Genomic DNA, 26,357 nt, shown 5'->3' on the forward strand with positions numbered 1-26,357 from the left:
GGGGGTTTAAGTCTCTACGCATAGAACGGCATGTGGATTGCTATATCGATAGGGGAGAAGCCATCGAGGTAGTTCCCTATGACGATCCTAAACGACTCCACTTTAAGTTTGCTCGAGAGAGGTCTCAACGTAGGCATGCGGCGCCAATTGGTGCTTTCGTCGAACGTGGCCAATCTGGACACCCCTGGGTTTACCCCATCAGATGTGGACTTCGAGTCTGCATTGTCTAAGGCTCAGGCCGCTGGCAAGCCCGTCGCAACCAATAGTCGACACCTCTCTTTGAATAGTGCCGAGAGCGACATTCCGACCTCAGAGCGCCCCGACAAGGTCGAGTCTAGGGACGGAAACTCGGTAGACCTCGACATGCAGATGGCGCGGTTGGGTCAAAATGCAGTTTCTTATCAAGCAAACATCAAGGCAGCTTCGAAGAAGTTGGCGATTTTGAAATACGCAGCAAGTGAGGGAGCACTATGAGTTTTATCAATGGGTTTGATATCGCAGCTTCGGCTCTAAGCGCTCAACGTACCCGTCTTACAGTCACGGCTTCAAACCTCGCGAATGCCGAGACTACGCGTACGGCCGAAGGTGGCGCATATCAGCGCCAGCAAGTTGTCTTTCAAACAGCCGCCGCACGTTTTGGTGACACGCTCAACGATGCCGCCGTCTCCCGAGTGGAGGTGGCGGGCGTCCAGGCCGATCAACGCGACATGCGTCTGGTCTGGGACCCCGAACACCCCGATGCACGCCCCGATGGCTACGTGGAGTACCCGAACGTCAACGTGGTTGAAGAGATGGCGGAAATGGTCGTGGCATCGCGAAGCTACGAGGCGAATGTGACGTCCTTTGAGACACTTAAGAAGATGGCCCTTCGCGCCCTGAATATTGGATAAAAATCATGACAATACAAAGCGTTGCCTCGATTTCGATTCCTCAGTTGGCCGGTCCAGGGGCTAGCAGTGCTCCCAAAGCCCAGCCGGTGGAAAAATTTGCCCAGGCCCTTGGGGCTGAGGTTCAGAAGGTCAACGAAACGTTGATCTCCGCAGACACTACGGTCAATCAACTGGTCGAGTCTCAAGGGGCAAATATCCACGAGACGATGATCGCCTTGGATAAGGCGGATATCGCCGTGCGACTGACCAATAAGATCGGGCAGAAGCTCGTTCAAGCCTACAAAGAAATCTCACAGATGCAGGTATAATCGATGGAGAAGCTTCAGCAGTTCAAAGCTCAAATTCTGGGCATTTGGGGCCAGTTCTCTTCGGCTCAGAAAGCCACCTTTGTGGGTGTGTTGGCCGTGGCAATCCTCGGGTTTGGATGGATCGTTTCGCAGGCGACGCAAACGGACTGGAAGGTCCTTTACTCAGACCTCGAGCCCACAGCTGCGGCACGGATCACCGAAGAACTCGGAAAGCGACAGATTCCGTTCAAGATCGTCAACGAGAGCACGATTTCTGTGCCTCGTGAGCGGGTTCATGAGGCTCGACTGCAGATTGCAGGAACTGGAGTGACCGACTCCACTGCGGCTGGGTATGAGCTTTTCGACGAGTCAGACTTCGGGATGACCGCGTTCACGCAGAAGGTGAATTTCAAGCGAGCCATGGAGAATGAGCTCGCGCGCACCATCAAACATATCCGAAACGTCAAGGATGCCCGTGTTCACTTGGTCATGCCTGAGGATTCGCTTTTCGCAGAGAATCAAAAGACCACCACCGCTTCTGTGGTCCTGAAGATGGACGGCGGAGCAACTCTGCCGGCGGCTCAGGTTCAGGCGATTCAGCATCTTGTAGCTTCGGCTGTGGAAGGGATGAGCCCCGATAACGTCACGCTCGTAGATCAAGATGGCCGACTACTCGCCCGTCCCGAAACGGACACCCTCTTGGGTGAAGGAGCCATGGCCAACGCTCGCGCATTGGAAGGCAAAATCGAAGAAAGGATCGTCGAGTTACTCGCACCGATCGTGGGTGCCAGTGGTGTGCGTGCAAAGGTCCATGTGGATATGGATACTAAGGTTGTGGTGGAGACCGCCGAGCTTTTCGACCCCGAACAAACTGCGATTCGTAGCGAGCAGCGCTCAGAAAGCGTGACCTCGGATGGAAAGGCTGTGGCGGGCGGAGCACCTGGAATTGGGGCGAACCTGAATGCTGAGGTGCAGGAGCGCGCGCCCGAAAGTGCGACGTCCAGCAAAATCGATCAGGTGACGAACTACGAGGTGAGCAAACGTGTGGTTCAAACCACGCAGAACGGTCAAGGCATCGCGCGGCTCAGCGTCGCTGTGCTTGTGGACCAAGCCGCACTCAAGGACCCCGCACAACTCACTGAACTCGAGGCGCTTGTTAAGAGTGCTGTCGGCATTGAGGAGGCTCGTGGTGACGCGTTCGAACTCTCGTCCGCCGCGTTTATGGCGCCACCCGTCGTTGAGGAGAGTCCCATGGACTGGGTGGATCCGGGCGTAATGGTCCCTGTGGCCCGTTACGCCACGCTTGGGTTCCTTGCCCTTTTGCTCTTCTTCTTTGTGGTGCGGCCAGTGACTCAGTCCTTGAAACCCGCTCCGGCACAACTTGCGGCGCACAAGCCTGAAGAGGTCGAGGTCGAGATCGTCGGGCGCAGGGTCGGCGAGGTGGGTGAAGTGCCTGCGGTTGAGGGGGCGAAGCTTGGGCAGCTTCGTCAGGAAGTTATCGGTCTGAGCGAGGGCGATCTCGAGAAGACCGCGATGATTTTGAGCCACTGGATTCGTACCGATAATCACGCTTGAGGAATAGATATGAGACCAAATGCCACCAGGATGATGGATTCAAACGTGAGCGCCGGAGCACGCAAAGCCGCGATCTTCGTGTTGACGGTTGGAGACGAAGTGGCTCGTGAACTCTTTACGAGGCTCTCGGAAGACGAGATCAGGTATCTGGGCGATGTGGCGCAGCGACTTGAAAACGTAACGCCTGCTGAAGTGGCCGAGGTTCTGCTTGAGTTCCGGCAGTACTTTCAGGGAGGTCATATTCCGAAGAAGGGGGTTGGTGGCGTGTTTCAGTTGATGATCGAGAGAGCTCTCGGTGAGGACCGCGCAAAGAATCTCTTTTCGCCCAAGCGACGGCTCGATGACCCATTTGAGCTTTGTAATGCCATCGACACCTCTTTGCTCGCAAAGCTTCTGGAAAACGAGCACCCACAAACCACAGCAGTAATCTTGGACGGCATCGATCCCAAGCGTTCGAGCGAGGTGCTCTCAAAATTCGACCCCGACCTCGTGCCGGATATCGTCTACCGCATGGCCCACCTCAAAGGTGTTTCAGAGGAAGTCAGGCAGGAGATTGGCGATACCTTTGCGGCCGAACTTCGAGCCATGAATGTGGCGCAGGAAGAACCCGGAAACGCGGATCAAAAGACCATTCAGGTCCTGAAATCCATGAAGCCTGACGCCTCGAAGTCAGTGCTGGAGTCGTTGGAGGCGGTCGATCTCGAATTTGCGCGAGAGCTAAAGGCCAAGCTCTTCACGTTTGACGATTTGACAGCCCTGGATTCCCGCTCCATGCAGCGGCTGCTCCGTGAGCTAGATAGCAAGCAGCTCGCTGTCGCCATGAAGGGTGCCTCGGACGGCATCAGCAATCTTGTGTTCTCTAGCATGTCGTCGAGAGCCGCAGACATGCTTCGCGACGATATCGATGCCATGGGACCGGTGAGGTTGGCCGATGTGGAAGCCGCCCAGAAGTCCATTGTGGATGCCGCTATGAGGCTCGAAGAAGAAGGTGTCCTCACGCTTCCAAGAGGGGGTGACGATGTTCTCTAAGAAAGACGAAGTGTTTTCGCGGTCCAGTGAGGTTCGGACTGTGGATTTCTCGGCGCTCAAGAGAGTGGAACACGAGCCACAATCGCTCGAAGAAGGGTCCTTCGTGTCTGATATCGAGCCTGAGATGGACTACCATGCCGAGCTCGAAGCTGCACGCAAGCAAGCGTATCAAGAGGGGTTGGCCGAAGGCCGAGCCATTGCCTCAGAAGAATTCCGACGCACTCAGAGCGAAGAACTCGCCCTTGAGAAGGCTCTACTGGACAAGTTGTTGAGCTCGATCGATGAGCTCACGGATGATGCTGAAGACGCTGTGATTCACTTGTCCCGGGCCTTTGCCGAGGCGATCTTGGAGCGCGAGATCGAGCTTCCTGAGACCGTTGTACATATCACCAGGGCAGCGATTCAACGGGCGTGTGGTCTCGATACTATTCACGTCTACGTCAATCCGACAGCGGTCCCAATTCTGGAGAATCACCTGCACATGCTTCGTCCGGACGACCCCATGGGTAAGAGTATCTCCATCCTCGGGGATAACGCGTTGAGTCCAGGGGACGTCCGCATTGTTTCAGACGGCGGCCATATCGAAGGGATTTTGCAAGATCGCCTCGACAGGCTTGTGGAGTCTGCCTTCGTCTCTATCTCCGAAGTCTCGATGGGGGAGTGATGTTCAACGCAGAGTGGTTTCAATCGCTTAAAGAGGTGGACACTTTTGAGTATCGTGGGCGCGTCTCGCGTGTCACCGGGATGATGGTCGAAGCCGTGTTGCCGAATGCAAGTATCGGTGAGACCTGTGTGCTCGCGCCCCCCAACCAACCCCCCATCATGGCCGAGATAGTCGGTCTTCGTGAAGGTAAGTGTTTGATGATGCCATTAGGGTCGTCAAAAGGTCTGAGCGTCGGTACCCCTGTTCGGCGCACCAGTGGGGACGGCGGAATCAAAGTCGGGCCAGGGTGCTTAGGCCGCGTGCTTGATGGACTAGGGCGGCCTATCGACGGACTTGGTGAGCTGGAAGACGTGGTTTCGATCAACAACTCGCCGCGTCCGATCAACCCGCTACATCGAAAGGGTATTCAGCGCCCTCTTGACCTGGGTGTGCGCGCAATCAACGGACTGCTTACGATCGGTGAAGGTCAGCGGATCGCGATTGTGGCTGGAGCAGGTGTAGGGAAGTCGACGCTGCTGGGCATGATGGCTCGTAACACCGACGCCGAGGTGGTGGTCATTGGCTTGATCGGAGAGCGCGGCCGTGAGGTTCAAGAGTTTGTTGAAAACGACCTGAGGGTTGACGGTGCGTTGGCGCGCCACGTGTGTGTTGTGGCTGCTACGGGCGATGAACCCCCTTCGATGCGTCTTCGCGCGGCGAATACCGCCACCACCATTGCGGAGTACTTCCGCGGGCAAGGGCTGCGCGTGCTTCTTCTGATGGATAGCCTGACTCGTGTGGTGATGGCGCAGCGCGAGATCGGCCTTAGTGTTGGGGAGCCTCCTGCGACACGTGGTTATCCGCCGAGCGCCTTTGCTCTTATTCCAGGACTTCTTGAACGCACCGGAATGGGTGAGAAAGGCAGTATTACAGCTATTTACACGACGTTGGTCGAAGGTGACGACCCAGACGACCCCGTAGGTGATGCCGTACGCGGGACCACCGATGGCCATATTGTTCTCTCGCGCTCTATCGCCGAGCAGGGGCAATACCCCGCTATCGATGTGGTTAAGAGCGTAAGCCGAGTCATGCGACAAGTTACCGATGAAGTCCACCAGGCCGCCGCACAGACCTTCAGGCAGTTCATGGTGGATCTCAACAACGCCAACGAACTTGTATCCCTCGGGGCCTATCGAAAAGGCACCAACCCTACCTACGATACCGCACTCCTGATGGCCCCTAAGCTCAAAGAGTTTCTGGTGCAAAATCCTGACGATGCCGTGGGTTTAGATGCCTCAATCCGGGCGCTTGAAGAGGCTGTGGTCGTGCCGCAGGCCGAGACTGCCAATCCGTTTAGGCGAGAAGCTTCGCGCTCCTATGTCCCCTTGAAGTCCTAGCTGAGAGTTCCAAAACGCTATGCAAGACCTTCGAATCCAATCCAATGAGCCTCAACCCTCGCGTCCTGAAGTCAAAAGGAAGCCGGAGAAAGACTTCAACCCCGAGCTTGAGGAGGCGAAAAAGGCCGAGAAAAAGCCATTGAAGACTCAAAAGGAGAAAAAGAGCGAGCCGGAGAGTATGAGCGCTGAGGTCTTGGCCGAGATGCTCCTCAATGTGCTTACCAAAGCCCCAGAGAAATCCACGGAAAAGATTGCCCAGGCTGATGGCGGAAAAAAGATCCCCCTTCTGAATTCAGAGCGGAACAAAGTTCCGCCCGCGAAGACACCTGTGAAGACAGCCGTAGAAGCGAACCAACCTACCGAAGTAAAAACGCCTCTTTCATCCGCACCCCTGCAAGATGGGCAAGGCGCTAAGGTGTTGGCAACGTTGACGGTCGCTCAACCTAACCAGCCGCTCCAGGTTGAGGCGCCGCCGCAAGTATCGACGCATTTATCTGGACATGAGGTTCGGATGGAGACTGCCTTGAGGTTTGAGCACGCCGCTACGCCCGCCTCCAATCTGGTGGAGGTTCGAGAGTTTAAGAGCACCAAATCTGGCGGCGAGACACAGATGCGCCTCGATGTGGACGGTGAAAAGGTCGAGCTCAGGCTGAGTGTTAAAGACGGGGTGGCTCAAGTCTCTATGCGCACCATTCGACCCGAAGTCGCCAAGCTGATTCAGGACAGTGTGCATGAGCTTGTCGCGGGACTTGAAGCGCAGGGACTCGAGGTCAGCGTAGATGTCTCGCAAGACGAAGGAGCTCATGCCGAAAAGGTGGCCCACAATGTGCAGGAAGAAGGGGAGAACCATGCCGAGGCGCCGAAAGAACAACGGTGGCACTACATGGCCATTCGCGGCCGGATTTACGTGGTTGCATGAGGTAAACGATGAAACTCAACGATGTACTCAATGCCAATGCCATGGCCCCACCCAAGGCGCCCAAGAAGGACCTCGATAAAGACGACTTCTTGCGCCTCTTGACCACGCAGCTCGCCCAGCAAGACCCACTGAGTCCGATGGATAATCAGGCGTTCGTCTCGCAACTCAGTCAGATGGCGACGGTGGAGAAACTCGAAAACTTAAGCTCGAGTATGCAGAATATGGCGATGGCCCAGTCGGCGAATACTAGCGCCCAGGTCGTTTCGTTCATTGGTCAAGACGTTCGAGTTTCGAGTTCTGACGTGGTGGTCAAAGACGGAGCGGTGTCTCATGGATTCGGCTTCTCCATCGAGGGCGAGGCCTCCGAGGTAGAGGTTCTAGTCAAAGACAAGGACGGACGCGTGGTTCGAACGCTGACACTCAGTGGCCGTGAACCAGGTGACCACTCCGTCACATGGGATGGAAAAGACGATAACGGCAACACGCTATCCGATGGCACATACACATTCTCGGTTCATGCCGAGTCAGAGAGCGGCGAGACGGTAGCCACGCAAAACTATGCGACCCGTACGGTCAAAGGCATCACGTTTGCCGATGGATTTCCCCGACTACTTTTTGATGAAAACACCTCCGCGTCGCTAGGTGAAGTCATCGAAGTCAAAACCATTTAGACACCTTTAAGGAGCACGATATGAGCATCATGAAGTCGATGAATACGGGACTTAGCGGCCTCAACGCCAACGGCCGAGCCATGTCCATGATCGGGGATAATATTGCGAATGTGAATACAACCGGGTTCAAGGCTGGACGTCTGAATTTCTCGGATGTGATCGGCAATACGATGCTCGGTATTGGAGACGGAGTCAGCGCTGGGTCGGTACAGCAGCTCTTCGACCAGGGCGCACTTGACATGACCGGTCAAGTCACTGACCTCGCCATTGCGGGCGGTGGGTTCTTCGTGGTTCGAGGCGAAGTCAACGGTGAGTCCACCGAGTTCTTTTCGCGCGCCGGCCAGTTCGTAATTGACCAAGAAGGGTTCATCTCCTCACCACAAGGTCTTAGGTTGCAAGGTTATGGTGTGGACGATGAGGGGCGTGTACTCTCGAGAACGGGAGACCTGCAGGTCGGCCAGCTAACGTCGCCCCCACAGGCAACTTCCGAGTTGAAGCTGGAGCTCAATCTGGATTCGAGTGCCGAGGTCTTGACTGATCCTTGGGACCCCGCGAACCCTGCTGCGACGAGCAATTTCTCGTCTTCAACCACGCTTTATGACTCTCTCGGTAATCCGGTTCAGGCGGAAGTCTACTATCGAAAAACGGCCGATAATCAATGGGAATATCGAGTCCTTGTGGATGGAGAGAGTGTGCAGGGTGGAACGCCCGGTACGCCATCGGAGATCGGTGACGGAACGCTCGAGTTCAACACGGACGGTGAGCTCGTGGCCCACACACCGAATGCGATGAACTTCCAACCGGTAGGTGCCACCCAACCCCAAGATTTGGCCTTGGTCTTTGACAAAACAACGCAATACTCCGGGGCGTCGACTCAGCGTCGAGCCTCCCAAGATGGGTGGGCGGCCGGCGAGATTCGTGACCTTCGGATCGACGCGGATGGCAGCATTGTCGGTGTGTTCTCGAATGGTCAGGAGTCGGCACTCGGACAGGTTGCGTTGGCGAATTTCGAAGCGCCTCATGAGCTCGAGCGTGCCGGCGGAAATCTCTACAAGCAAACGCCGAAAAGCGGCGACCCGCTCGTCGGTGTGGCGTCTTCGGGCGGGCGTGGGGCCATCATCTCCGGGGCGCTGGAGGCCTCCAATGTGGACCTGGCCCATGAGTTTGTGAAGATGATCGCGGCCCAGCGAGGCTACCAGGCCAACTCGCGCACCATCTCGACCAGCGACCAGATGTTGCAAGAGGTTATGAACATCAAGCGATAATTCTTCTAAAGTTTGCCATGGAGCGTGCCGATGAGTCTTTTGTGAGAGGTTAAAAAGACCATAAAGAGCCATGAAGAGGAGTTGCACCATGGAAGACCAAGAGAAGAAATCCAAAAGGCGGCCACGTTCGATGCGTGTCAGAATGATTACCGAAGTAACCGCGTTTGAGTGGACACTAATCGAGGCCCTCTCCGAGCCGCAAAAGACCCGAAAATTGTACGCCGTTCCGCGCTCCGAAGAGTCGTCTCAAATCAGCGGCTAGACACTGCGCTTGCTAGAACGTAGCGTGGCTCGGTGTATACGGAGCGAGCCATGAAGGTTGTAAGCGGATTCGAACATAGTCCAGGGGCGCATTGTGGGAGCACGGCCATGCGCGATCTGGTGCGCTGGGCCGGGCTTGAACTCAGCGAGCCTATGATTTTTGGTCTCGGTAGTGGGCTCGCGTTCGTCTACCTGAGGGGCGAAGGCTTGAGCCCTACGCGGACGGTGATGGGGCGAGGTTGGAATCTTGAGCAGTGTGCGGCCGACCGACTGGGCGTAGAACTTGTTGAGCGCAACACGGATAGCCCTGAAGAAGCCTGGGAGCATGTCAGAGAGGCGCTCGAAGCCGACAAGCCCGTGATGTTGCAGTGCGACCTCAAAGAACTTCCGTATTGGGGCTCTCGGACGCCGTTTAACGGTCACCGAATAGTCGTGGCGGGCTGGGATGAGGCCCGCAAGATCGCGCTGGTAGCCGATACCCATTTTGAGGGTTTGCAGGAGGTGCCGCTTGAGGCTCTGGCTTTGTCGAGGCGCTCGCATCACGGGCCGATGGGCTACGCGCGACACGCGAGTTGGACTCTGGAAGGTTCGCCGGTGGCGCCGGGGCCCGAGGCCGTTCTAAAGGCCCTCAAAATCAATGCGGAGACAATGGCGGTTGAGAGTGATGTGGCTGGTCTTGGCGCCATGCGCAACTTTGCTGACGATGTGGGCTCGTGGATTGAGCAACCGGACGCGGCGTGGTGCTACCGATACGCCTACCAGGTGATCGAAAAACGAGGCACGGGTGGCGGAAATTTCAGGCGCCTCTACAGGGATTACTTGATGGAAGCGCTGGAGTTTGTGCCTGCGATCAAGGAGGCGCAGCTTCATGTCGGTATGTCTCGTGCCGCGTCGGCTTGGACAACTCTGGCGGATCGCTTTCAGCTCGCCTCCGAAAGCCAGTCTCCGGACCCTCAGGTGCTCGCCCATATTGAATCGCTCGCCGAAGCTGTGTACCAATTTGAGTCCATGTTTTGGGACCAAGTCGAAGAAAGGCTTAGCTGATGTGGCCGCTTAAATGGAAGATTGGGGCCGCACTCATCACCTTGGTCTATTGGTGTGTGCTGGCCGTCTTGGCCAAGCCGGCAGCTATAGGCTGGGGTTTGCAGCGCGCAGCATTGAGTCTTTCCGGCACGGAACATGCCATCATCGAGACTGCTGGCGGTGATAGGATTTCGTATTTTGAGGGCGGCGAGGGGCCTACGGTGATCTTGGTGCACGGCCTTCAGGACCATGCAGGTGGCTGGATGCAGACGGTCGGGCCCTTGATGGAAGAACACCATGTCTTGGTGATGGATTTACCGGCCCATGGTGAGTCAGAGCCTTCGGGATACAAGGTGGATCCGGGCGATCCGCAGAACTTCTTGGGGCGTTTGATCAAAGAGCGCGTGCCCGCCGGTGAGAAGGTAACGCTGGTTGGAAATTCGCTCGGCGGGTTCGTGGTGGTGCGCTACGCGTTAGATCATCCAGAGCAGGTGGAGCGCGTGGTTTCGGTCAATGGCGCGGGAATGCCGTATGTGGCCGATCGCCAAATGTTTATGCCGTCATCTACGGGTGGGATGCGCGCGACCTTGCGCAAAGTGATGGGCCCGGATGCGATCATGCCGCCGGACATTATGTTGCGCGATTTTATGCGTGAAGGTCGTCTGAGAGTTCCTCGGATTTGGGACGCGATTGAGCAAACGCCGTCGTTCCGAGATGAGTTGAGCGGGATGCAACCTGAGCTCGAGGTGATCTGGGGTATGGATGATGGCCTTCTCTCGCCCGAGCTCGGCCGCGAAATGGCAGCACTTGGAAAGGGCAGATTCCATCCGATCGAGAATTGTGCGCACTCACCGCAATTGATGTGCGCCTCGGAATTCAACGCCTTGCTTCTATCTCTCCTCTAGAGCACAAGGCGCGTGTGTACACCGAGCCCAGATAAGTGTACAAAATAAGGCGACCAAACCCCAAAGGAGCTCCGTATGTCTTTGCATGTTGAAAGGACGGCGGCCGACCTGAGCGCGATACCCGCGAACTTCAAGCAACACCTTGAGCCAGGCGCCCCGCCGCAGATGAAGATGATGGCGGCCAAGGGCATGTTGCCGCTTCCGCCCGAGCAGACTCTGCTTATTCTCTACACGGTTGCGCAGACCGACGACCAGTCCATCCGAGAGGCGGCCACCAAATCAGTCAAGGACATGCCGCCGGAGATTTTCAACGCTGCGGCGAGGACCGTGAAACACGAAGGGGTTTTGGACTGGCTCGCCGATTATCGGACCGATGAGGCCGGGCTTGAGGCCATGCTCGCCAACGCCACCATGTCCGGGCTTACCGTGGCGAGGCTCGCCCGCCGTGCTCCGGTGAAGGTTACAGAGATTATTGCCACCAACCAGGTTCGCCTCCTGGCTACGCCACAGATTATTGAGCAGCTCTACCTCAACCCCAACGCGCGTGCGGCCACCGTGGATCGCGTGGTCGAGCTTGCGCACCGCAATAAAATCAAGCTCGAGGGAATACCCGGGCTCTCCACCGCACTTGATTCTGGGCAGGATATCTTCAGTGGAGGTGTGGATGCCGAGCATTTTGATAAGGTGGTTAACTGGGACCAACACCAGCTCAAGGCCAAAGACAAAGGGGCGAAGGTTCCCGATCCAGACTCCGCTGATGAAGAGGAGATCGACGACGAAGTTGAACGCACGCTCGCCGCCCAGATTGCCGTGATGAGTATTTCACAGAAAATCCGGCTCGCTTCGGTAGGAAGCCGCGAAGCAGTCCATATTCTGGTGCGCGACGCGAACCGACTTGTGCACAATGCGGCGGTTACAAACCCACGTGTGCAGTATACGGATGCAAAACTCTGGGCTAATAACAAGTCGATGCCGGATGCAGTGATCGCGTACATCTCGCAGAACCGCGACTGGACTCGGCATTACGATATTCAGAAAGCCCTGGTTGAAAACCCTAAGACCCCGCTTGATAAGACCCTGAGTTTCCTGAATTTCCTTCGAACCAACGATTTGAAGCAACTTCAGAACAACCGAAACATCCCATCTCAGGTCGCCCGTCAGGCAAAGACGCTTTATGCCAAACGAACTTCAGGTCAGAAAAGATAGTCCCATGAGTACGACACTTCCTCCCTGTGGAATTTACAAGACGCAGCAGGCTTTGTCCGGAAAAGAAGAGTGGGTCAAAGAAAACCTGCTGGTCTACTTTCATAACCACTCGCAGCAAGGGCCGCCGCTCCTGCTTTTGCCCGCGTCCAATAGCCAGAACCGCTGGACTTTCCACGATAAGGGTTATCTCGTCCGAGACCCTGGATTCGTGGAAACCCTCATGCCTCTTAGGCCCGAAGGCTACTATGTGATGAATGAGCCGATCTATCTCTCCCATGACGAGATGATCCCCGAAAATACTCTCGTTCAGCTCGGGTACAATCGTGTGGCCGACCCCATTTTGTTCCTCGCTGAGTTTGAGAATAACGTCATCAAGTTCCCGAGCAGCGGCCTCAAATGCACGCTCGAAATCTTCGATATCATCCGTGCGGTTGATTTCCGGGTCCCCGAATTCCGAGATATGCACTGATGCTCCCCTCATTTAGAGACGAATTCTTGTTGCCTCGGCACACCGATGGCACACCGGCGGTCTACCTCTGCGGCAACTCCCTTGGCTTGCAGCCTCGTGGCGTTAAAGAGGCCATGCACCAGGAGCTCGAGGACTGGGCCAATTACGGTGTGGAAGGCCATTTCCACGCCAAAAATCCATGGGTGAGCTACCACGAGCCATTTCGTCGCCCGCTGGCGCACGTGCTCGGAGCCAAGGAGCTCGAGGTGGCGGCTTTAGGTACGCTCACAAACAACCTGCACCTCCTCATGGTCTCGTTCTACCGCCCCACTAAAGAGCGGTTTAAGATCGTGATCGAGGCCGGCGCGTTTCCCTCAGATCAGTACGCAGTGGACTCCCAGGCGCGATTCCATGGCTTTGACCCGAAAGAAGCCGTCGTAGAATTCAAGCCTCGAGAAGGCGAGTCGACGCTTAGAACTGAGGACGTCGAGGAGTACTTGGAGAAGGAGGGGGACCAAGTTGCGCTCGTTCTCTTCGGTGGTGTCAACTACTACACGGGCCAGGCCTTTGATATCGCGCGCATCACTGCGGCTACCCACGCGGCTGGCGCCGTCTCAGGATGGGACCTGGCCCATGCTGCCGGAAACTTGCACCTCAAGCTTCATGAGTGGGGCGTGGATTTCGCCACCTGGTGTTCCTACAAATATCTGAACGCCGGGCCGGGTGCCGCGAGCGGCATCTTCGTGCACGAGAAGCATTTTGATGAGGATCTACCTCGTTTTCAGGGTTGGTGGGGGCACGATCCGGACACACGCTTTAAGATGACGCGTGAGTTCAAACCCGCACGCGGCGCGGATGCCTGGCAGCTCTCGAACGCCCCTGTCTTCAACATGGTGGCGCTTAAGGTTTCGCTCGGGCTTTTTGAAGCCGCTACGATGCCGGCTCTTCGTGAGCGCTCGGTCGCACTGACGAGCGCTTTGCTCGAGGCACTGCCACAAAACGATTCCTACGAGGTCATCACCCCTCGCGACCCCAAAGACCGCGGCTCGCAGCTCTCGTTCAGAGTGCCGAAAGGGCGTTCTCTTTTTGAGAAACTCAGCGCCGCCGGCGTGATTTGTGATTGGCGCGAACCAGACGTGATTCGAATCGCGCTCGCGCCGCTCTACAACGATTTTGATGATGTGGAACGATTCGTCTCGATTCTGAGCACCCTGGCATAAAACATGGCCGAACCCTTTGTGTTTCATTTTTCACCTGGGCTCGACGGGGCACCACTCTTGATGGTCATTGCCGATCTGGATATGGCGTGTGGGCTTTGCAAACACCCTCAGATTCAGCGGTTCTACCATGCCACACCTTTCGAGGATTTGACCGTTTCTACGTATAAAGAGCTCGTGGCTTGCGCGTACCTCAAGGGCGGCTATGAGTGTGAGAATTGCGGTGAGCAGTGTGGGCCGGAGCATGTTGAGCGGTCGACGCTGACGCTCGGTTTTCCAGATGATTCAGGCTTGATCCGTGGGTTTTGGGCGCGTAATGCCGGCGTGCGTTATGTGTTGATTCCTGAGCGCCGCCTTGATCCGCAGGCGCTGCCTGGGTTTTCGCCGCCGCCGGAAGCTGAGGAGTTGTTGACCGAGGCGCAAATCTTAGGCCGGCTCGGGCGTCCACTGAGTTTGAGGATGTGTTGGAGAGGGCTCGCCGATCAGGCGTCGAGCGAGGATGACGAGCTCTGGATCGAGATGAAATCTGGAACACTCGGCCTCCGTCCGAGTGAGTCGAGCGATGAAGAACCCGAGACAGATGCCGACGAATTCGAGACAGATGAGCTCGAGATAGGCCTGCCTCCAAATGCCGCAGCGTGGCTAGGCAAGTCGCGCTCACAAAAGCTTACGGATGCCGATTTCGAACTTTTCGCAACCATTGACCTTGAGATTCTTAAGGCAATTATCGAGCGGACTTTTGGGGTGGCGCAAATCACCTACGATCTGGATTCAGAGACCCTGGAAATCTCCAATATCAAGACCCCACAAGGCATCGAATTCTCCGGGAAGCTCAACCTCGAAGCTCTGGCGGAAGAGTCTGTGGTGCGGGGTTTGATGGCCGGCGATTTGGCGCGTCTTAAGGCCGAAGAGGTTGTTGGGCAGCTCCTGCGGGTGTGGAAGCCGACGCTCTTTGAACACGGGGGCGTGCTTGAGTGAACCGGGCTCCAATCCGCGGAACCTAATCAGGTTCGATTGGCGAATCCTCCCGATGCTCGCGATCACAGGGCTGATCGTCTGGGTTTTGGTCCAACAGTTGGCGGGTCTAGAGGATTTTTGGGAGGCGGCGAAATCAGCCGACCCTCTCTGGCTGGCTATTTCCCTCGGGATTATGGTGCTGGCCGTTGTCGCCGCGATTTTCCGGCTGCAGATGGTTCTCAAGGCAATGGGGTATCCCATTCCTTTTCTGAGGGCCACAGATGCGATTATGTCCACATGGCCACTTGCCCTGATTACGCCGTCTCGCGCAGGCGATCTGGTGCGGGCGTGGATTCTGCGCGACCTCTGCCCGCCGATGGAAGGCTCGGGAGCCGTAGTTGTGGAGCGGATGATCGACGTGCAATCGCTCTGCCTTCTGACACTCTTTGGAAGTGCGATGGTCGGCTATTGGGAGGCTTTCGGGCTGGCCTTGTTGATTCTGCTCGCTGAATGGGTCTTCGTCTTTGGGATTGTGCTCAATCGCGCGTACCACAAGATTCCCGTGATCAAGAAAAAGGCCGAGAAGCTCGATAGGTTTTTGCACGCGTTTGGGGTGATGCGAGCTAGGCCTTCCGCATTTCTGGCGGTCAACGTCATCAGCATTTTTGCGTGGATGGCGAATGTTGGAATCGTCTATGCGCTTTTGGTTTCACTCGATGCCGGCGTGAGTTGGATGAATACACTCGCCTCGTGGCCGCTCGCCCTTTTTGCCGGGCTCTTGCCCGTCACCGTGGGCGGGATGGGTACGCGTGATGCCGGATTTGTGATGGCGCTGGGCCTGCTTGGGCCGGTACCGGAGGCCAAGGTCTTGGCAGCAAGCCTCGGTTACGCCTTCGTGACCCTCGGTATTTTCAGTGCGGTGGGGCTGCCGTTCATGCTGAACAAAAGCATAAAAGCGGGCTCATAGGCTTGAGCGCGTTCGTCGACATGGGTTTTAGTTTCTGCTAGCCTCCGCGCCGGCAGGGTTCAAGCAGAGGTAGTATGAATCGATTTCTGATGATTGTGATCGCGAGTTTGGGATGGATAGCGTGTTCGGATGATGGCGCCAAAGAGGAGCCATTGATTATCCTTCCTGGGACCAACAATGACACCGGCTCCAACAACGCAAACAATACGATTGCGGACAATAATACGACTGGTGAGACCAACAATGGCACCACTCCCATCGAGCAGCCTCCGCGAGAAGAGATCGTGGAACTCCTCGACACGGAGCTCACCACGGGCTTCGACGGAAACTCCGTTGAACTCACGTTCGAGGTCCCCGAGAACACCATCTCGGTCATGGTTGTTGCGGTGGGCGAGTATCCTACGTACTGGACCTTATCCGGATGGAGAAATGGGGATGATTCCGCGGTCGTGACCCCCGGTTGGATCACCTCTGATCAGGGCTCGCCGAGTCTTTGCCTCTCTTGTCCACAGCGGATCTCAGCCTCGGACGGCGCGTTCGCCGCCATCCTTCCGGGTAATCCGAACGTTGCGGTCGTACCGGGCACCCATAAAGTCAATCTCTATTCCTTTGTGCAGTCCGGTTTCAGCTTCTCGCCGGGTACTCATTCCGCGCAGGTTCAAGTCTTTGCACGCGTAGAAGCCGCTGAACCAACTACCGGTGTTCTGGACATGAACCTCTGGTTCACGGGCGCTGAAGGCTGGACGGCCGAGACCGCCAAGACCGACCAGACCTTCCAGAACCTGCTCGCTGAAGTTAACCGAGTGTACGCACAGGTGAACGTCGAGCTCGGCAACATCACCTACAACGATGTCGAAGGCGACTATCGCGTGATCGAGAATTTGATCCGCTCGAGTACGGACCTCGCTGAGATGTTCGAGCAATCGGCCCGCGCGCCGCAAGATGCCGTGAATGTATTTTTTGTTGACGAGCTTCTGCAGGGCAACGGCCCGGGCGGCTTCGGTGTGATTTTGGGGATCTCCGGTGGAATCCCAGGGCCTGCGAATATGCTTGGAACCTCCAAGAACGGTGTGGCGATCGCGGTCAAGCCGAACCCTCAGGCACCGTCTAATTCGGCACACGTCATGGCACACGAGGTCGGGCACTACCTCGGCCTCTTCCACACGTCCGAGCAGAACTTCGGTGGTGGCCAGCAGATTCACGACCAACTCGTCGACACGCCTGAAAATAACATGACCTACTTGATGCACAATTCCGGGGCGGGCACCACCTTGAGCCCCAATCAGGGCCGCACCATGCGCCTGAACCACTGGATGCGAACAGGAGACGCTCAATGAAGAAGTTTTACACATTTTGCGTAGTTCTAGGATGTATGGCTCCTTTTTCGGCCTCGGCACAAGACGTGCCAAAACCAGACGTGGTGGTTCCTCAAGCTGAGTCACGATTGCTCGGTATGTTGAGAAGCATTGACGAGGTCTTTACCGCTTCGCAGCTTGAAGCGGCGCACCCGAATGCGAAGGCTTTCCTTAAAGCCCGCGTGCAAGACTCGAGCGAACAACTCTACGTCAGAAAGCGTGCGCTGACCTTGCTTTCAAACTACAAAGACGCTGAGACCTTGGTTTTCCTCGAGTCCGCTCAGACGCTGGACCAAGAGGAATTGCGCGCGATGGCGGTCTACACCATCGGCGTAAATTGGGGCGTAGACGACCCTGAGCGTGCGTTCGCCGCCGCCCGCGACGGCGTGAAGGACTCGAGCCTCTACGTGCGCGAGTGGTCCGTCCGAGCATTGGGCTGGAACGTGTCTAAAAGGGCCGAAGAGTTGCTCAAGGAGCTTCGAAGTAATGCCGAACTGAACAAACTTGTGGAGCGCTCTGAGCGGCGTCGGAAAGGACTCTGATTATGGACCAATACTCGGATAAATTTGTACCCTACGTCCTGACCTTCGGGCCGAACGTCGAGTACTTGCACCTCGGACATGATTTCGGCCAGAAGCTTCACGTACTTCATGTCGAAGATGAGGAGAACGCCGAGTTCGGTCGCATTCTTAACTACAACAATCAGCTCGCGTTTGGTGGCCCCAAGGATATGGGCATGCCGATGTGGGTGATGCTCGACTGCGGCATCCTCCCGACCGCGATGATCGGCTACATGCTGCATAGCGACGATGTGGACGACGACACCTGGGAGTTCCTCGAGCTTGAGGACGATTACGAAGGTTGGGTGCCGATCTCCGAGTATTGCGCGGCGCTGAGCGTTGAGCCCGGCTGCGTGAGCGGATTCTCGTTGCACAGCCATATTGCGGGTCAGGGCCTGGCCACGCGCACCAAAGCGCTTGCGCTGGCGGTGCTCGGCGCAAAGACTCAGGTTGGCGTCACGCAGTTCAACAATCCAGCGATCCGAGTGCACGCGCGCTTTGGACCCATGCAGATTCAGATTCATCGACCGGCGATCCATACACATCCTCAAGATAGCTTTGTGTACCGATTGACCTTGCCGCCGGTGGAAACCCTTGTGGATATCGCACGCGGCGGGAATATTTTTGGCGTCGAAGAACGTCCACATGGGGTCAAATGGAGCTTCGATCCTTCGAGCGAACAAGATCACTTGCGGCTCGCCACGCATCTCTCGCGAGGCGGCAAAGCTTGGATCGTGTCGCCGGGCTGGCGAGGCACGAACGAAGGCTGTGAGATCGATGTGATCCTCGGATAAGGCCCGCGCGAAGTATGGGTCCGAGGGAATCACACGCCAAAAACGTGCATCTACCTAGGGAGATGGTAAATAGGATGAACTATTTAGGGACCCTTCGATGAAATCAAAATGGTTGTTGATGGCGCTGGCGCTTCTTACTCTGGGCACTTCATGTGGCCGAGAGTTCGACCCGTACTGGCGTATCCTTGATTTTCGCGTGCTTGCACTTCGCACCTCCGAGCCGGAACTTCGGCCGGGCGAAACCGCGGTCTTAGATGCGCTCGTCTACGTGCCGGACGGTGAGGAAGTTGAGTATCAATGGGAATGGTGTCCGTTTAGGACGCAGGCAGGCGAAGGCTTTGAGTGTCCGTTCACCAAAGAAGAACTCAACGCATTCGTGGCCGAAGGTGGCGACCTTCCAGAGGGTTTTGAGCTTCCAATCCCTGATTTTGACCTCGGCACCGAGCCGACCGCTGAGCTTAGCTACCCCGCAACCCCAGAGCTGATTCAGCTTTTTTGCGAGAGCTTACAGGAGTCCCTGGCAGATGCACCTCCACAGGTTGCAGCGCTCGTTCCCGTGGTCGATTGCGATCGCGGGCTCGATGTGTCCATCCGGCTAGTTGCACGAAGCGGCGGTGAAGAGATTATCTCTGGTAAGCGCATGAACCTGTGGACGCAGGCGGAGCTTGAGAATAACAACCCTGACGTTCAGGCAATTGAGATCCGACCGCTGAAAGTCTCGGACGCTGAGTATCTCATCGACCAAGGCCTCGATTGGGTGGCTGAACCCGTGGACGATATCGAAGAATGGTGGGTGCCAATTCCCGACGAAGGGTTGGATATTTACGGTGGTGTGCCGCTCGAATTCCGAGCGGTGGTGCGCCCGGAGAGCATCGACCTTTGGACCCCACCCGCACCGCAAGGCTCGGATCGAGACTTTCTACCCATCGAAAGTGAAGTAGTAGTCTACCGATGGATGACCACTGCGGGCAGCTATGATGAGAGCGAAAAGCTCTTCAAAGAAGGCTTGAATACGCTTGATGCGTCGAGCGTGACTGAGTACCGAATTGACGAATGCCCGGACAACGAGGCCACCTGCGATATCAAGATTTGGGCGATTACCCGCGACGGTAGACTTGGGACGGATTGGATTGAGCGTGACCTTCGCGTGGTGGGGAGACGATGAAGAAATTTTGGATATTGATGTTGTTGGCACTGTGCGTGCCGGGCGTGAGCTTTGCCCAAGATGAAGAACAAGCCGATGTTCGTGTGACCAAGGCTCCGGCGCTCAAAGAAGCCGCTGAAGCTGAGTACACTCAAGAGGCGATCGACAACCGTGTCGAAGGGGCGGTTAAGCTCAGGCTAACACTCGACGCGCAGGGCAATGTCACAAAGGTGGAAGTCTTAGAAGGCCTTGGGTTTGGGCTTGATGAGAACGCTGTGGCTGCGGCTGAGAAGTTCCTCTTTGAACCCGCTGAGATCAACGGTGTTCCTTCGCCCGTTGTGCTCGGGTTCACGATCACCTTCGAGCTCCCCATTCTGCCGGCGAGTTTCGTCGGTAAGGTCGTAGACAAGGAAACGGGAGAGGGCATCGAGGCCACGGTGCGCATCGCGTACGCGGGCAACGAATACGACCCTGCGCCAGAGCCCGTGAGCACCACCACCGACGATACCGGCGCATTTTCGTTTACGAACGTGCCACCGGGCGACTACCAGGTCACCCTCAGCGTGACCGGTTATGACGACTTCCAGACCGAGATTTCGCTGATTAACGGCGAGGAGAGCTCGGCAACCTATAGCCTTTCGGCCTCGGCTGAGAATCTTGTGGGTGAGATCCGTGAGTCGGGTACCCGGACGCCACTCTCCGCTGTGCGGGTGGAGCTGGTGGACCAGGATTCTGGCGATCCCATTCAAGAAGTCTACACCGACAAGGACGGCCGCTATGGCCTTCGCGGTGTGCCTGCAGGTACCTTCACACTCCGCGTGAGCAGTAATGGCTATTTCACGTCTACGTCCCAGATCGAAGTACGGGCAGGGGAGCGCGCAAGCGCCACGCTCTACATCGAGAAAGAATTCTATGACGAGTACAAGGTCACGACCACCGAGCGCCGCGCGCGTACCGAGGTCAACCGGCAGCGCATCGACCTCGAAGAGGTGCGGCGAATACCAGGCACCGGTGGTGACGTAGTCCGCGTGGTTCAGAACCTTCCCGGCGTGGCGCGTGCCCCGTTCGTGAGCGGTCTGGTTGTGGTGCGTGGCTCGGCGCCACAGGACACCAAGACCTTCCTCGAAGGCGATAATATCCCGCTCGTCTACCACTTCTTCGGTGGCCCAGCCGTTATCAACTCCGAGATGATTCAGAGTATCGACTTCTACCCAGGTAACTTCAGCGCCTACTACGGACGCGCCACGGGCGGCATCATCGATATCAAGACGCGCGACCCTAAGACCGACCGCTTTCACGGTATGATCGATATCGACCTCTTGGACACCTCGGTGCTCGTCGAAGGGCCGATTACCGAAGACCTAAGTTTTGCACTCTCAGGGAGGCGCTCGTACTTCGACCTCTTTTTGCCGTTCATCTTGCCTGAGGACGGCCCGGATGTCTTCGTGGCGCCGCGCTATTACGACTATCAAGGCTGGCTGACTTACAAGGGCTTTAAGGGCCACAAACTCAAGCTCTTCCTCTACGGCTCGGACGACCGTATTGAAGCACTGCTGCCGCCAGGTGAACCTCAGGGTAACGCCGAGGTTCAGATCACTGGGCTGCGCCTGCAAAACACCTTCAATCGTGGGCAGTTCAGGTGGGAATGGCGTCCGGACTTGCCTATCGAAAACGACCTGATGGTGGCCTACGGTGTCAACAAGGCCGGATTCGAAGCTGCTGAGAATTTCTTCTTCGATATCACGGCTGATATCGCTCAAATCCGTAACGACACGCGCCTCAAATTCAGTGACCGCACCACCTTGCGACTCGGCACCGACCTCTTCCTCGGGTATGCGAACTATCAGATCGTGACGCCCAGGTTTGAAGACGACGAAGACACGGATAACGGCGAGGGGCAGGGGCGTCCGAACTTTAGCCGTGACGGCGTGACCGCAGACGCGACATCTGGACAGCTCCAACCTGCCGTCTACGCGGAGTTCGAGCTCAAGCCTGTGGATGCTCTCTCATTGACTCCCGGCGTGCGTGTGGACCACTTCGGACAGATCAAGAAGACCTCAGTGCAACCTCGGCTTGCCTTCCGATATGAACTCTACAAAGGCGTCACCGCAAAAGGCGGTGTGGGCCTATTCTCGCAGCCGACCATTGCGGGGTCCGAAGACGCCCAGCTCGGAAACCCGAATCTGACCTTTGAGAAGACCTTGCAGTATGCGCTCGGCGCGGATTGGCGTCCGCGCGACTACCTCGAGTTCGATACGACCTTCTATTACCGCGACCAGTTTGACGTCCTGAGTCCGACTTCGGCGTTCCGCGTCAACGAAGAGGGCCAAACAGTGCCTCAAATCTGGGCAAACGATGGTCAGGGCCGTGCGTACGGTATGGAGCTCTTGGTACGCCACTACCCTCAAAACCGTTTCTTCGGCTGGCTCGCCTATACCTTAAGCTGGGCTGAGCGCCTCGATTTGGATACCAACAAGTACGTGCCGTACGAGTACGACCAACGCCATATCTTGACCCTGGTCGCGGGGTATAACCTGCCGTTCGGCTTTGATGTGTCTGGCCGTTTCCGGCTTGTGACAGGTGCGCCTGAGACTCCTATTGTGGGTGGCGTGTACAACTCTGAAACGGATGACTACGAGCCTATTTACGGTGAGCGTGGCTCGGTGAGAAAGGCTACCTTCCACCAGCTCGACCTTCGGGTGGACAAGAAGTTCGTCTTCGATACCTGGCTGCTCGGTCTCTACTTGGACGTTCAGAACGTCTACAATGCGTCCAACCAAGAGGGCATCCGCTACAACTACAACTTCACGGACTCAGAGCCTGTCACGGGCTTGCCGATTCTTCCAACACTCGGTATCTCGGCACAGTTCTGATGTAAAAGGAGTCTTGTGGCCACAATCCGTTATATGCTCTCGGTTTCGGCCCCGGCCGAACGCGCGTTCAAAGCGTGGGCGGATTTTCGCGGGCTAGAGAAGCATTTTGCCTTTGCGCAAAACGTTGAGCACAAAGAAGGACACTGGGAAATTGAGTACAAGGGAATCTTTCGGGCCTCGAAAGTTGTGCTTCAGCACACCGAGATCATCGACTCGAGACTCGTGGCGTTCAAGTCCTGTGAAGGGGTGCCGCTGGCAGGCTCCGTGGCCTTTGACGCCGCAGGCGCGAAGACCTATGTGACCTTCGTGCTCTCCTTCGATCCGCCCGCAAACCGTATAGGCGATATCGTGAGCGAGGCCTTTGGATTCCCAGGAATACAGCTCGAAGAAGGACTTAAGAAATGGGCTGAGGCCCTGGAGAAATCATGAGTTTGTTCGTTGTTTTTGAAGGGCTCGATGGCGCCGGCACCACCACTCAAACTCAGTTGATGGTGGAAGCCCTGCGCCAATCAGACCGTCCAGCCATTCAGACACGGGAGCCGAGCGACGGACCCATCGGGGTCTTGATACGGCAGATGTTGAGCATGCGCGTTGTAAGCCGCCTCCCCCAGGGCTTTGAGCCCGTCAACCGCGAGTCGCTCGCCCTGCTCTTTGCCGCCGATAGACTCGACCACGTTCAAAATACCGTCGTGCCCGCGTTGCACGAAGGAAAAGTGGTCATCTCAGACAGGTACTACGCCTCGAGCTTCGTGTATCAGGGTGATGTGGACGAGAGTGAGCATTTTGATGTGGCCTGGGTTCGTGAGCTAAATTCACGCGCGCGCCGCCCCGATTTGACTATCTTTCTTGAGGCGCCTGTAGACGTCTGCCTTGAGCGTATGGGGAGCCGCGCTCAACGAGATATCTACGAAACCCAAGAGAAACTCACGCGGCTTCACGGCCGCTACGCGCAGGTGATGAGCCTCCTAGAGGAGGCCGGCGAGCCGATTCTTAGATTAGATGCCACCCAGGATATCGGCACGATTCACGCGCGGTGTCTTCAAGAGATTCTCAGCCATTTGGCTGATTAGCCCTCAAAGGCGCGGTCGGTGATCTCAAGGCCGCGGTCGATAATCTCGAAGCCCTCCTTGAGTTGTTCTTCGGTGATACAAAGAGGTGGGTTGCACATGAAAGAGCCCCAGCGCACGAACGTGAAGAGTCCGTTGTCGCGGAAGAATTTACCAAGCTCGTTCATCGCCGGATGAGCCCCGTTGTACGGCGCCATTGGCTCACCTTTTGAGTTCTTCTGGAGGTCCACCATGCCGAACAATCCAAGGGCGCGCCCTTCTTTGAACGATGGGTGTTTCGCCTGAAGTCGGTCCATCTCCGAGCGCATCACATGTTGGAGTTTCGCCGCATTCTCGACGAGGCCTTCGTCACGCATCACGTGAATGGTCGCCTCGGCTGCAGCTAGGCCCACACAATGTGAGTTATAGGTCAGGCCGCCCCAGAACACGTTCTCTTGGAAGTGCGCGGCGAGCTTATCGCTCATGCCCACAGCGCCGAGCGGGATGTACGAGCTGTTCAGGCCTTTCGCCATAGTCAGGATATCGGGCACAAAATCATAATGTTCAAACGCGAACATCTTGCCCGTGCGGCCAAACCCAGCCATAACCTCGTCACAAACCAAAAGAATGCCGTACTTCTCAAGCAAGGCCTTGAGCCCTTTGAGGTATCCGGCCGGAGGAGGCTGCACACCGTTGGTGCCCGTCACCGTTTCTACGAACATCGCCGCGATAGTGTGCGGACCTTCGTACATAATGACTTCTTCCAAATACTTTAGGTTCTCGGCGGTCTTCTCTTCGTCGGTTTCACCGAACGAGTAGGTGTACGGCCGTGGGTCCATGACTTTGATGTAACCTGGACCACCCGGCTCGTTCGCCCAACGTCTTGGGTCACCCGTGAGCTGCATGCAGGCTTCTGTGGCGCCGTGATAGCTTCTGTAACGGCTTAGGATCTTGTGACGGCCTGTGTACTGCCTCGCAATCTTGATCGCGTTCTCGTTGGCTTCTGCGCCGCCTGAGGTGAAGAAGAACGTGTTGATATCACCGGGCACGATCTCGGAGAGCAATTTTGCGGTGCGCGCACGGACAGCCGTTGCCGTTCCGGGATAGACGTAGACCAGCTGCTCGAGCTGCTTCTTAATGGCCTCGATGACCTTCGGGTGGCCGTGGCCGATGTTGACGCACATCAGCTGGCTGTTGAAGTCGAGGATTCGCTGACCATCTGGCGTGTACATGTACACACCTTCGGCGCGTTCTACTGGAATCGGGTCCACGGCATCGCCTTTGGCCCAGGTGTACATGGTGTGCTGCTTGCACAAGTCGATCATTTCTTTGCTTTCCACGCTCTTCTCTCTTGTTTTGAACTCTATCTATCCGCGTCGACTAACCCATCCAGGTGGTGTCGGTCTGCAAGGCCCACTTGGTGGTGACTTTGCGAGGCCGCGTCCAGAACCGGTAGCCGTCCATGCCCGTCATGTCTCCATGACCAAATTTGGAGTCGTTCCAACCACCAAACGCGAACGGCTCACGCGGCACAGGCACGCCCACATTCACGCCGCACATTCCGGCCTCAAATCGGTTGATGGCGTACTCAGCCACACCACCACTTGTGGTGTAGATACACGCCGCGTTTCCGAACGGATTGGCGTTTTCAATGGCCAAAGCCTCGTCCAGGGTCTTGACGCGGACAACCGTGATGACCGGTCCAAAGATCTCTTCGTGCGCTGCTGGCATATCCGCCGTGGCGTGGTCGATGATGGTAGGGCCAACCCACCAACCAGGCTGTCCCTCTACCGTTGCGCCGCGCCCGTCCACCACGATCTTTGCGCCGCGCTTCTCGGCGTCGTTGATGTAGTGCTCGATGCGCTCCTTAGACTCAGGAGACACCACGGCGCCCATATCCACGCCGGGCCGGATAGCCGCAGCCTGAGAGATGATATCGTTCATGATGTGGTCCACGTCGCCTACGGCCAGAAGCACAGATGCCGCCATGCAGCGCTGGCCCGCGCAACCCGTGAAAGACGCCACAACGTTTGCCGCCGTAAGTTCTCTGTCCGCATCCGGGACGATCACAAGGTGATTCTTTGCACCACCGAGGCAGAGCATCTTCTTTCCGAGCGCTGCGCCGCGCCCGTAGAGAAGTTTCGCAACAGGCGTAGAGCCCACAAAGGCAATCGCAGGAATCTTCGGGTGGTCTACAATGGCTTCCACCACATCCTTCGCCCCGTTGACGATATTCAAGATCCCGTCTGGAAGGCCGGCTTCCTTGAAGATTTCAGCCAGACGCATAGCCCCGTAGGGCACCTTCTCGGAAGGCTTTAGGATGAAAGCGTTTCCGGCCACCAGAGCCTGTGGAATCATCCAAAGCGGCACCATAGTCGGGAAGTTGAAAGGCACGATACCTGCCACAACGCCAATTGGCTCGTGGATCACACGGCAGTTCACGCCGCGGCTCACGTCGAGCTGACCACCGTCAGCCATATTCTCCATAGACGCGCCAAACTCGAGGCACTCGATGCCCTTGGCCACGCTACCCCGCGCTTGCCCGATGCACTTGCCGTTCTCGTGAGAGAGCAGCCAGCTGAGCTCCTCAAAGTCGCGCTCCATAAGCTGCTTTACTTTGAAGAGAATCTGGGCGCGCTCGCGTGTAGGCATGGCGCGCCACGCGGCCGAAGCCGCCGCCGCAGACTGATATGCTTTCTCCACATCTCGCGCATCCGAGTAAACAACCGAGCCCATCTCTTTGGCATGGCGAGGGTTGAAAATCGGCTCCTTTCGCCCGGTTTCGGATGGCAACCATTGGCCTCCGATCCAGTTCAAGGCGTCTACATAAGGCGTAAATTCATAGCTTCGTGTGGGGAATGCAAACTGTGTCATTGGGTCTCCTAATTCTATTGTCTACGCAGACAGAGCCCGCGTGTATTGCTC

At 56.7% G+C, this 26,357-nt stretch carries 27 protein-coding genes; 25 read left to right on the plus strand and 2 right to left on the minus strand.

Annotation, left to right across the window (positions count from 1 at the left end; genetic code table 11):
• Positions 1-78 precede the first annotated feature (78 nt).
• The 25 genes from flgB to tmk all read left to right on the plus strand — a co-directional run bounded on the left by flgB (position 79) and on the right by tmk (position 23,456).
• Positions 79-474, plus strand: coding sequence for a flagellar basal body rod protein FlgB (gene flgB / locus FRD01_RS15650; RefSeq protein WP_146961252.1), 396 nt, complete (start codon positions 79-81; stop codon positions 472-474).
• The gene (gene flgC / locus FRD01_RS15655; RefSeq protein WP_146961254.1) at positions 471-890 is read left to right on the plus strand and encodes a flagellar basal body rod protein FlgC; all 420 of its coding nucleotides are present in this window, start codon (positions 471-473) and stop codon (positions 888-890) included. Before flgB ends, flgC begins: the two co-directional genes overlap by 4 nt.
• A 5-nt stretch (positions 891-895) precedes the next feature.
• The gene (gene fliE / locus FRD01_RS15660) at positions 896-1,198 is read left to right on the plus strand and encodes a flagellar hook-basal body complex protein FliE (RefSeq protein ID WP_146961256.1); all 303 of its coding nucleotides are present in this window, start codon (positions 896-898) and stop codon (positions 1,196-1,198) included.
• Positions 1,199-1,201: 3 nt separating this feature from the next.
• Positions 1,202-2,752, plus strand: a complete 1,551-nt coding sequence (gene fliF / locus FRD01_RS15665; protein WP_146961258.1) for a flagellar basal-body MS-ring/collar protein FliF — start codon at positions 1,202-1,204, stop codon at positions 2,750-2,752.
• A gap of 9 nt (positions 2,753-2,761) precedes the next feature.
• Positions 2,762-3,781, plus strand: a complete 1,020-nt coding sequence (gene fliG, locus FRD01_RS15670; protein ID WP_146961260.1) for a flagellar motor switch protein FliG — start codon at positions 2,762-2,764, stop codon at positions 3,779-3,781.
• On the plus strand, positions 3,771-4,445 hold the full coding sequence (locus FRD01_RS15675) for a FliH/SctL family protein (protein WP_146961262.1): 675 nt from the start codon (positions 3,771-3,773) through the stop codon (positions 4,443-4,445). The genes fliG and FRD01_RS15675 overlap by 11 nt, the downstream gene beginning before the upstream one ends.
• Positions 4,445-5,821 (plus strand): FliI/YscN family ATPase, encoded by a 1,377-nt coding sequence (locus tag FRD01_RS15680; protein ID WP_146961264.1) that lies wholly within the window; start codon positions 4,445-4,447, stop codon positions 5,819-5,821. The genes FRD01_RS15675 and FRD01_RS15680 overlap by 1 nt, the downstream gene beginning before the upstream one ends.
• Positions 5,822-5,840: 19 nt before the next feature.
• The gene (locus tag FRD01_RS15685; protein WP_146961266.1) at positions 5,841-6,740 is read left to right on the plus strand and encodes a flagellar hook-length control protein FliK; all 900 of its coding nucleotides are present in this window, start codon (positions 5,841-5,843) and stop codon (positions 6,738-6,740) included.
• Positions 6,741-6,748: 8 nt separating this feature from the next.
• Positions 6,749-7,411, plus strand: coding sequence for a flagellar hook assembly protein FlgD (locus FRD01_RS15690; RefSeq protein ID WP_146961268.1), 663 nt, complete (start codon positions 6,749-6,751; stop codon positions 7,409-7,411).
• Positions 7,412-7,431: 20 nt separating this feature from the next.
• Positions 7,432-8,676: a flagellar hook protein FlgE gene (locus FRD01_RS15695; protein ID WP_146961269.1), complete on the plus strand. Its 1,245-nt coding sequence runs from the start codon at positions 7,432-7,434 to the stop codon at positions 8,674-8,676.
• An 88-nt stretch (positions 8,677-8,764) separates the two neighbouring features.
• Positions 8,765-8,938 (plus strand): hypothetical protein, encoded by a 174-nt coding sequence (locus tag FRD01_RS24405; RefSeq protein WP_249755664.1) that lies wholly within the window; start codon positions 8,765-8,767, stop codon positions 8,936-8,938.
• A 50-nt stretch (positions 8,939-8,988) separates the two neighbouring features.
• A complete protein-coding gene (locus FRD01_RS15700) occupies positions 8,989-9,981 on the plus strand; it encodes a BtrH N-terminal domain-containing protein (RefSeq protein WP_146961271.1) in 993 nt (330 codons plus the stop codon).
• Positions 9,981-10,865 (plus strand): alpha/beta fold hydrolase, encoded by an 885-nt coding sequence (locus FRD01_RS15705; RefSeq protein WP_146961273.1) that lies wholly within the window; start codon positions 9,981-9,983, stop codon positions 10,863-10,865. Before FRD01_RS15700 ends, FRD01_RS15705 begins: the two co-directional genes overlap by 1 nt.
• A 75-nt stretch (positions 10,866-10,940) precedes the next feature.
• Complete coding sequence (locus FRD01_RS15710) at positions 10,941-12,071, plus strand: hypothetical protein (RefSeq protein WP_146961275.1); 1,131 nt, start codon at positions 10,941-10,943, stop codon at positions 12,069-12,071.
• A 4-nt stretch (positions 12,072-12,075) separates the two neighbouring features.
• Positions 12,076-12,540: a hypothetical protein gene (locus FRD01_RS15715; RefSeq protein WP_146961277.1), complete on the plus strand. Its 465-nt coding sequence runs from the start codon at positions 12,076-12,078 to the stop codon at positions 12,538-12,540.
• The gene (gene kynU / locus FRD01_RS15720) at positions 12,540-13,739 is read left to right on the plus strand and encodes a kynureninase (RefSeq protein WP_146961279.1); all 1,200 of its coding nucleotides are present in this window, start codon (positions 12,540-12,542) and stop codon (positions 13,737-13,739) included. The genes FRD01_RS15715 and kynU overlap by 1 nt, the downstream gene beginning before the upstream one ends.
• 3 nt (positions 13,740-13,742) lie before the next feature.
• On the plus strand, positions 13,743-14,714 hold the full coding sequence (locus FRD01_RS15725) for a hypothetical protein (protein ID WP_146961281.1): 972 nt from the start codon (positions 13,743-13,745) through the stop codon (positions 14,712-14,714).
• Between the two features lie 52 nt (positions 14,715-14,766).
• The gene (locus tag FRD01_RS15730) at positions 14,767-15,660 is read left to right on the plus strand and encodes a lysylphosphatidylglycerol synthase transmembrane domain-containing protein (RefSeq protein WP_146961283.1); all 894 of its coding nucleotides are present in this window, start codon (positions 14,767-14,769) and stop codon (positions 15,658-15,660) included.
• A gap of 74 nt (positions 15,661-15,734) precedes the next feature.
• The gene (locus FRD01_RS15735; protein ID WP_146961285.1) at positions 15,735-16,997 is read left to right on the plus strand and encodes a M12 family metallo-peptidase; all 1,263 of its coding nucleotides are present in this window, start codon (positions 15,735-15,737) and stop codon (positions 16,995-16,997) included.
• Positions 16,994-17,557, plus strand: a complete 564-nt coding sequence (locus FRD01_RS15740) for a HEAT repeat domain-containing protein (protein ID WP_146961287.1) — start codon at positions 16,994-16,996, stop codon at positions 17,555-17,557. Before FRD01_RS15735 ends, FRD01_RS15740 begins: the two co-directional genes overlap by 4 nt.
• Before the next feature lie 2 nt (positions 17,558-17,559).
• The gene (locus FRD01_RS15745; RefSeq protein ID WP_146961289.1) at positions 17,560-18,369 is read left to right on the plus strand and encodes a hypothetical protein; all 810 of its coding nucleotides are present in this window, start codon (positions 17,560-17,562) and stop codon (positions 18,367-18,369) included.
• A 97-nt stretch (positions 18,370-18,466) separates the two neighbouring features.
• Positions 18,467-19,534: a hypothetical protein gene (locus tag FRD01_RS15750; RefSeq protein ID WP_146961291.1), complete on the plus strand. Its 1,068-nt coding sequence runs from the start codon at positions 18,467-18,469 to the stop codon at positions 19,532-19,534.
• Positions 19,531-22,386: a TonB family protein gene (locus tag FRD01_RS15755; RefSeq protein ID WP_146961293.1), complete on the plus strand. Its 2,856-nt coding sequence runs from the start codon at positions 19,531-19,533 to the stop codon at positions 22,384-22,386. Before FRD01_RS15750 ends, FRD01_RS15755 begins: the two co-directional genes overlap by 4 nt.
• A gap of 15 nt (positions 22,387-22,401) precedes the next feature.
• The gene (locus FRD01_RS15760; RefSeq protein ID WP_146961294.1) at positions 22,402-22,815 is read left to right on the plus strand and encodes an SRPBCC family protein; all 414 of its coding nucleotides are present in this window, start codon (positions 22,402-22,404) and stop codon (positions 22,813-22,815) included.
• Positions 22,812-23,456, plus strand: a complete 645-nt coding sequence (gene tmk / locus FRD01_RS15765; protein WP_146961296.1) for a dTMP kinase — start codon at positions 22,812-22,814, stop codon at positions 23,454-23,456. The genes FRD01_RS15760 and tmk overlap by 4 nt, the downstream gene beginning before the upstream one ends.
• Here the strand turns inward: tmk and FRD01_RS15770 are convergent.
• Positions 23,453-24,799 carry an aminotransferase class III-fold pyridoxal phosphate-dependent enzyme gene (locus FRD01_RS15770; RefSeq protein WP_283808739.1) on the minus strand — a complete coding sequence of 449 codons (1,347 nt, stop codon included), beginning with the start codon at positions 24,797-24,799 and terminating at the stop codon, positions 23,453-23,455. The genes tmk and FRD01_RS15770 overlap by 4 nt on opposite strands.
• A 13-nt stretch (positions 24,800-24,812) precedes the next feature.
• Entirely contained in the window at positions 24,813-26,306 is a 1,494-nt protein-coding gene (locus tag FRD01_RS15775; protein ID WP_146961298.1) for a CoA-acylating methylmalonate-semialdehyde dehydrogenase, read from the minus strand.
• Positions 26,307-26,357 lie beyond the last annotated feature (51 nt).

Origin of the sequence: Microvenator marinus, from assembly GCF_007993755.1 — a bacterium.
GTDB lineage: Bacteria > Myxococcota_A > Bradymonadia > Bradymonadales > Bradymonadaceae > Allomicrovenator > Allomicrovenator marinus.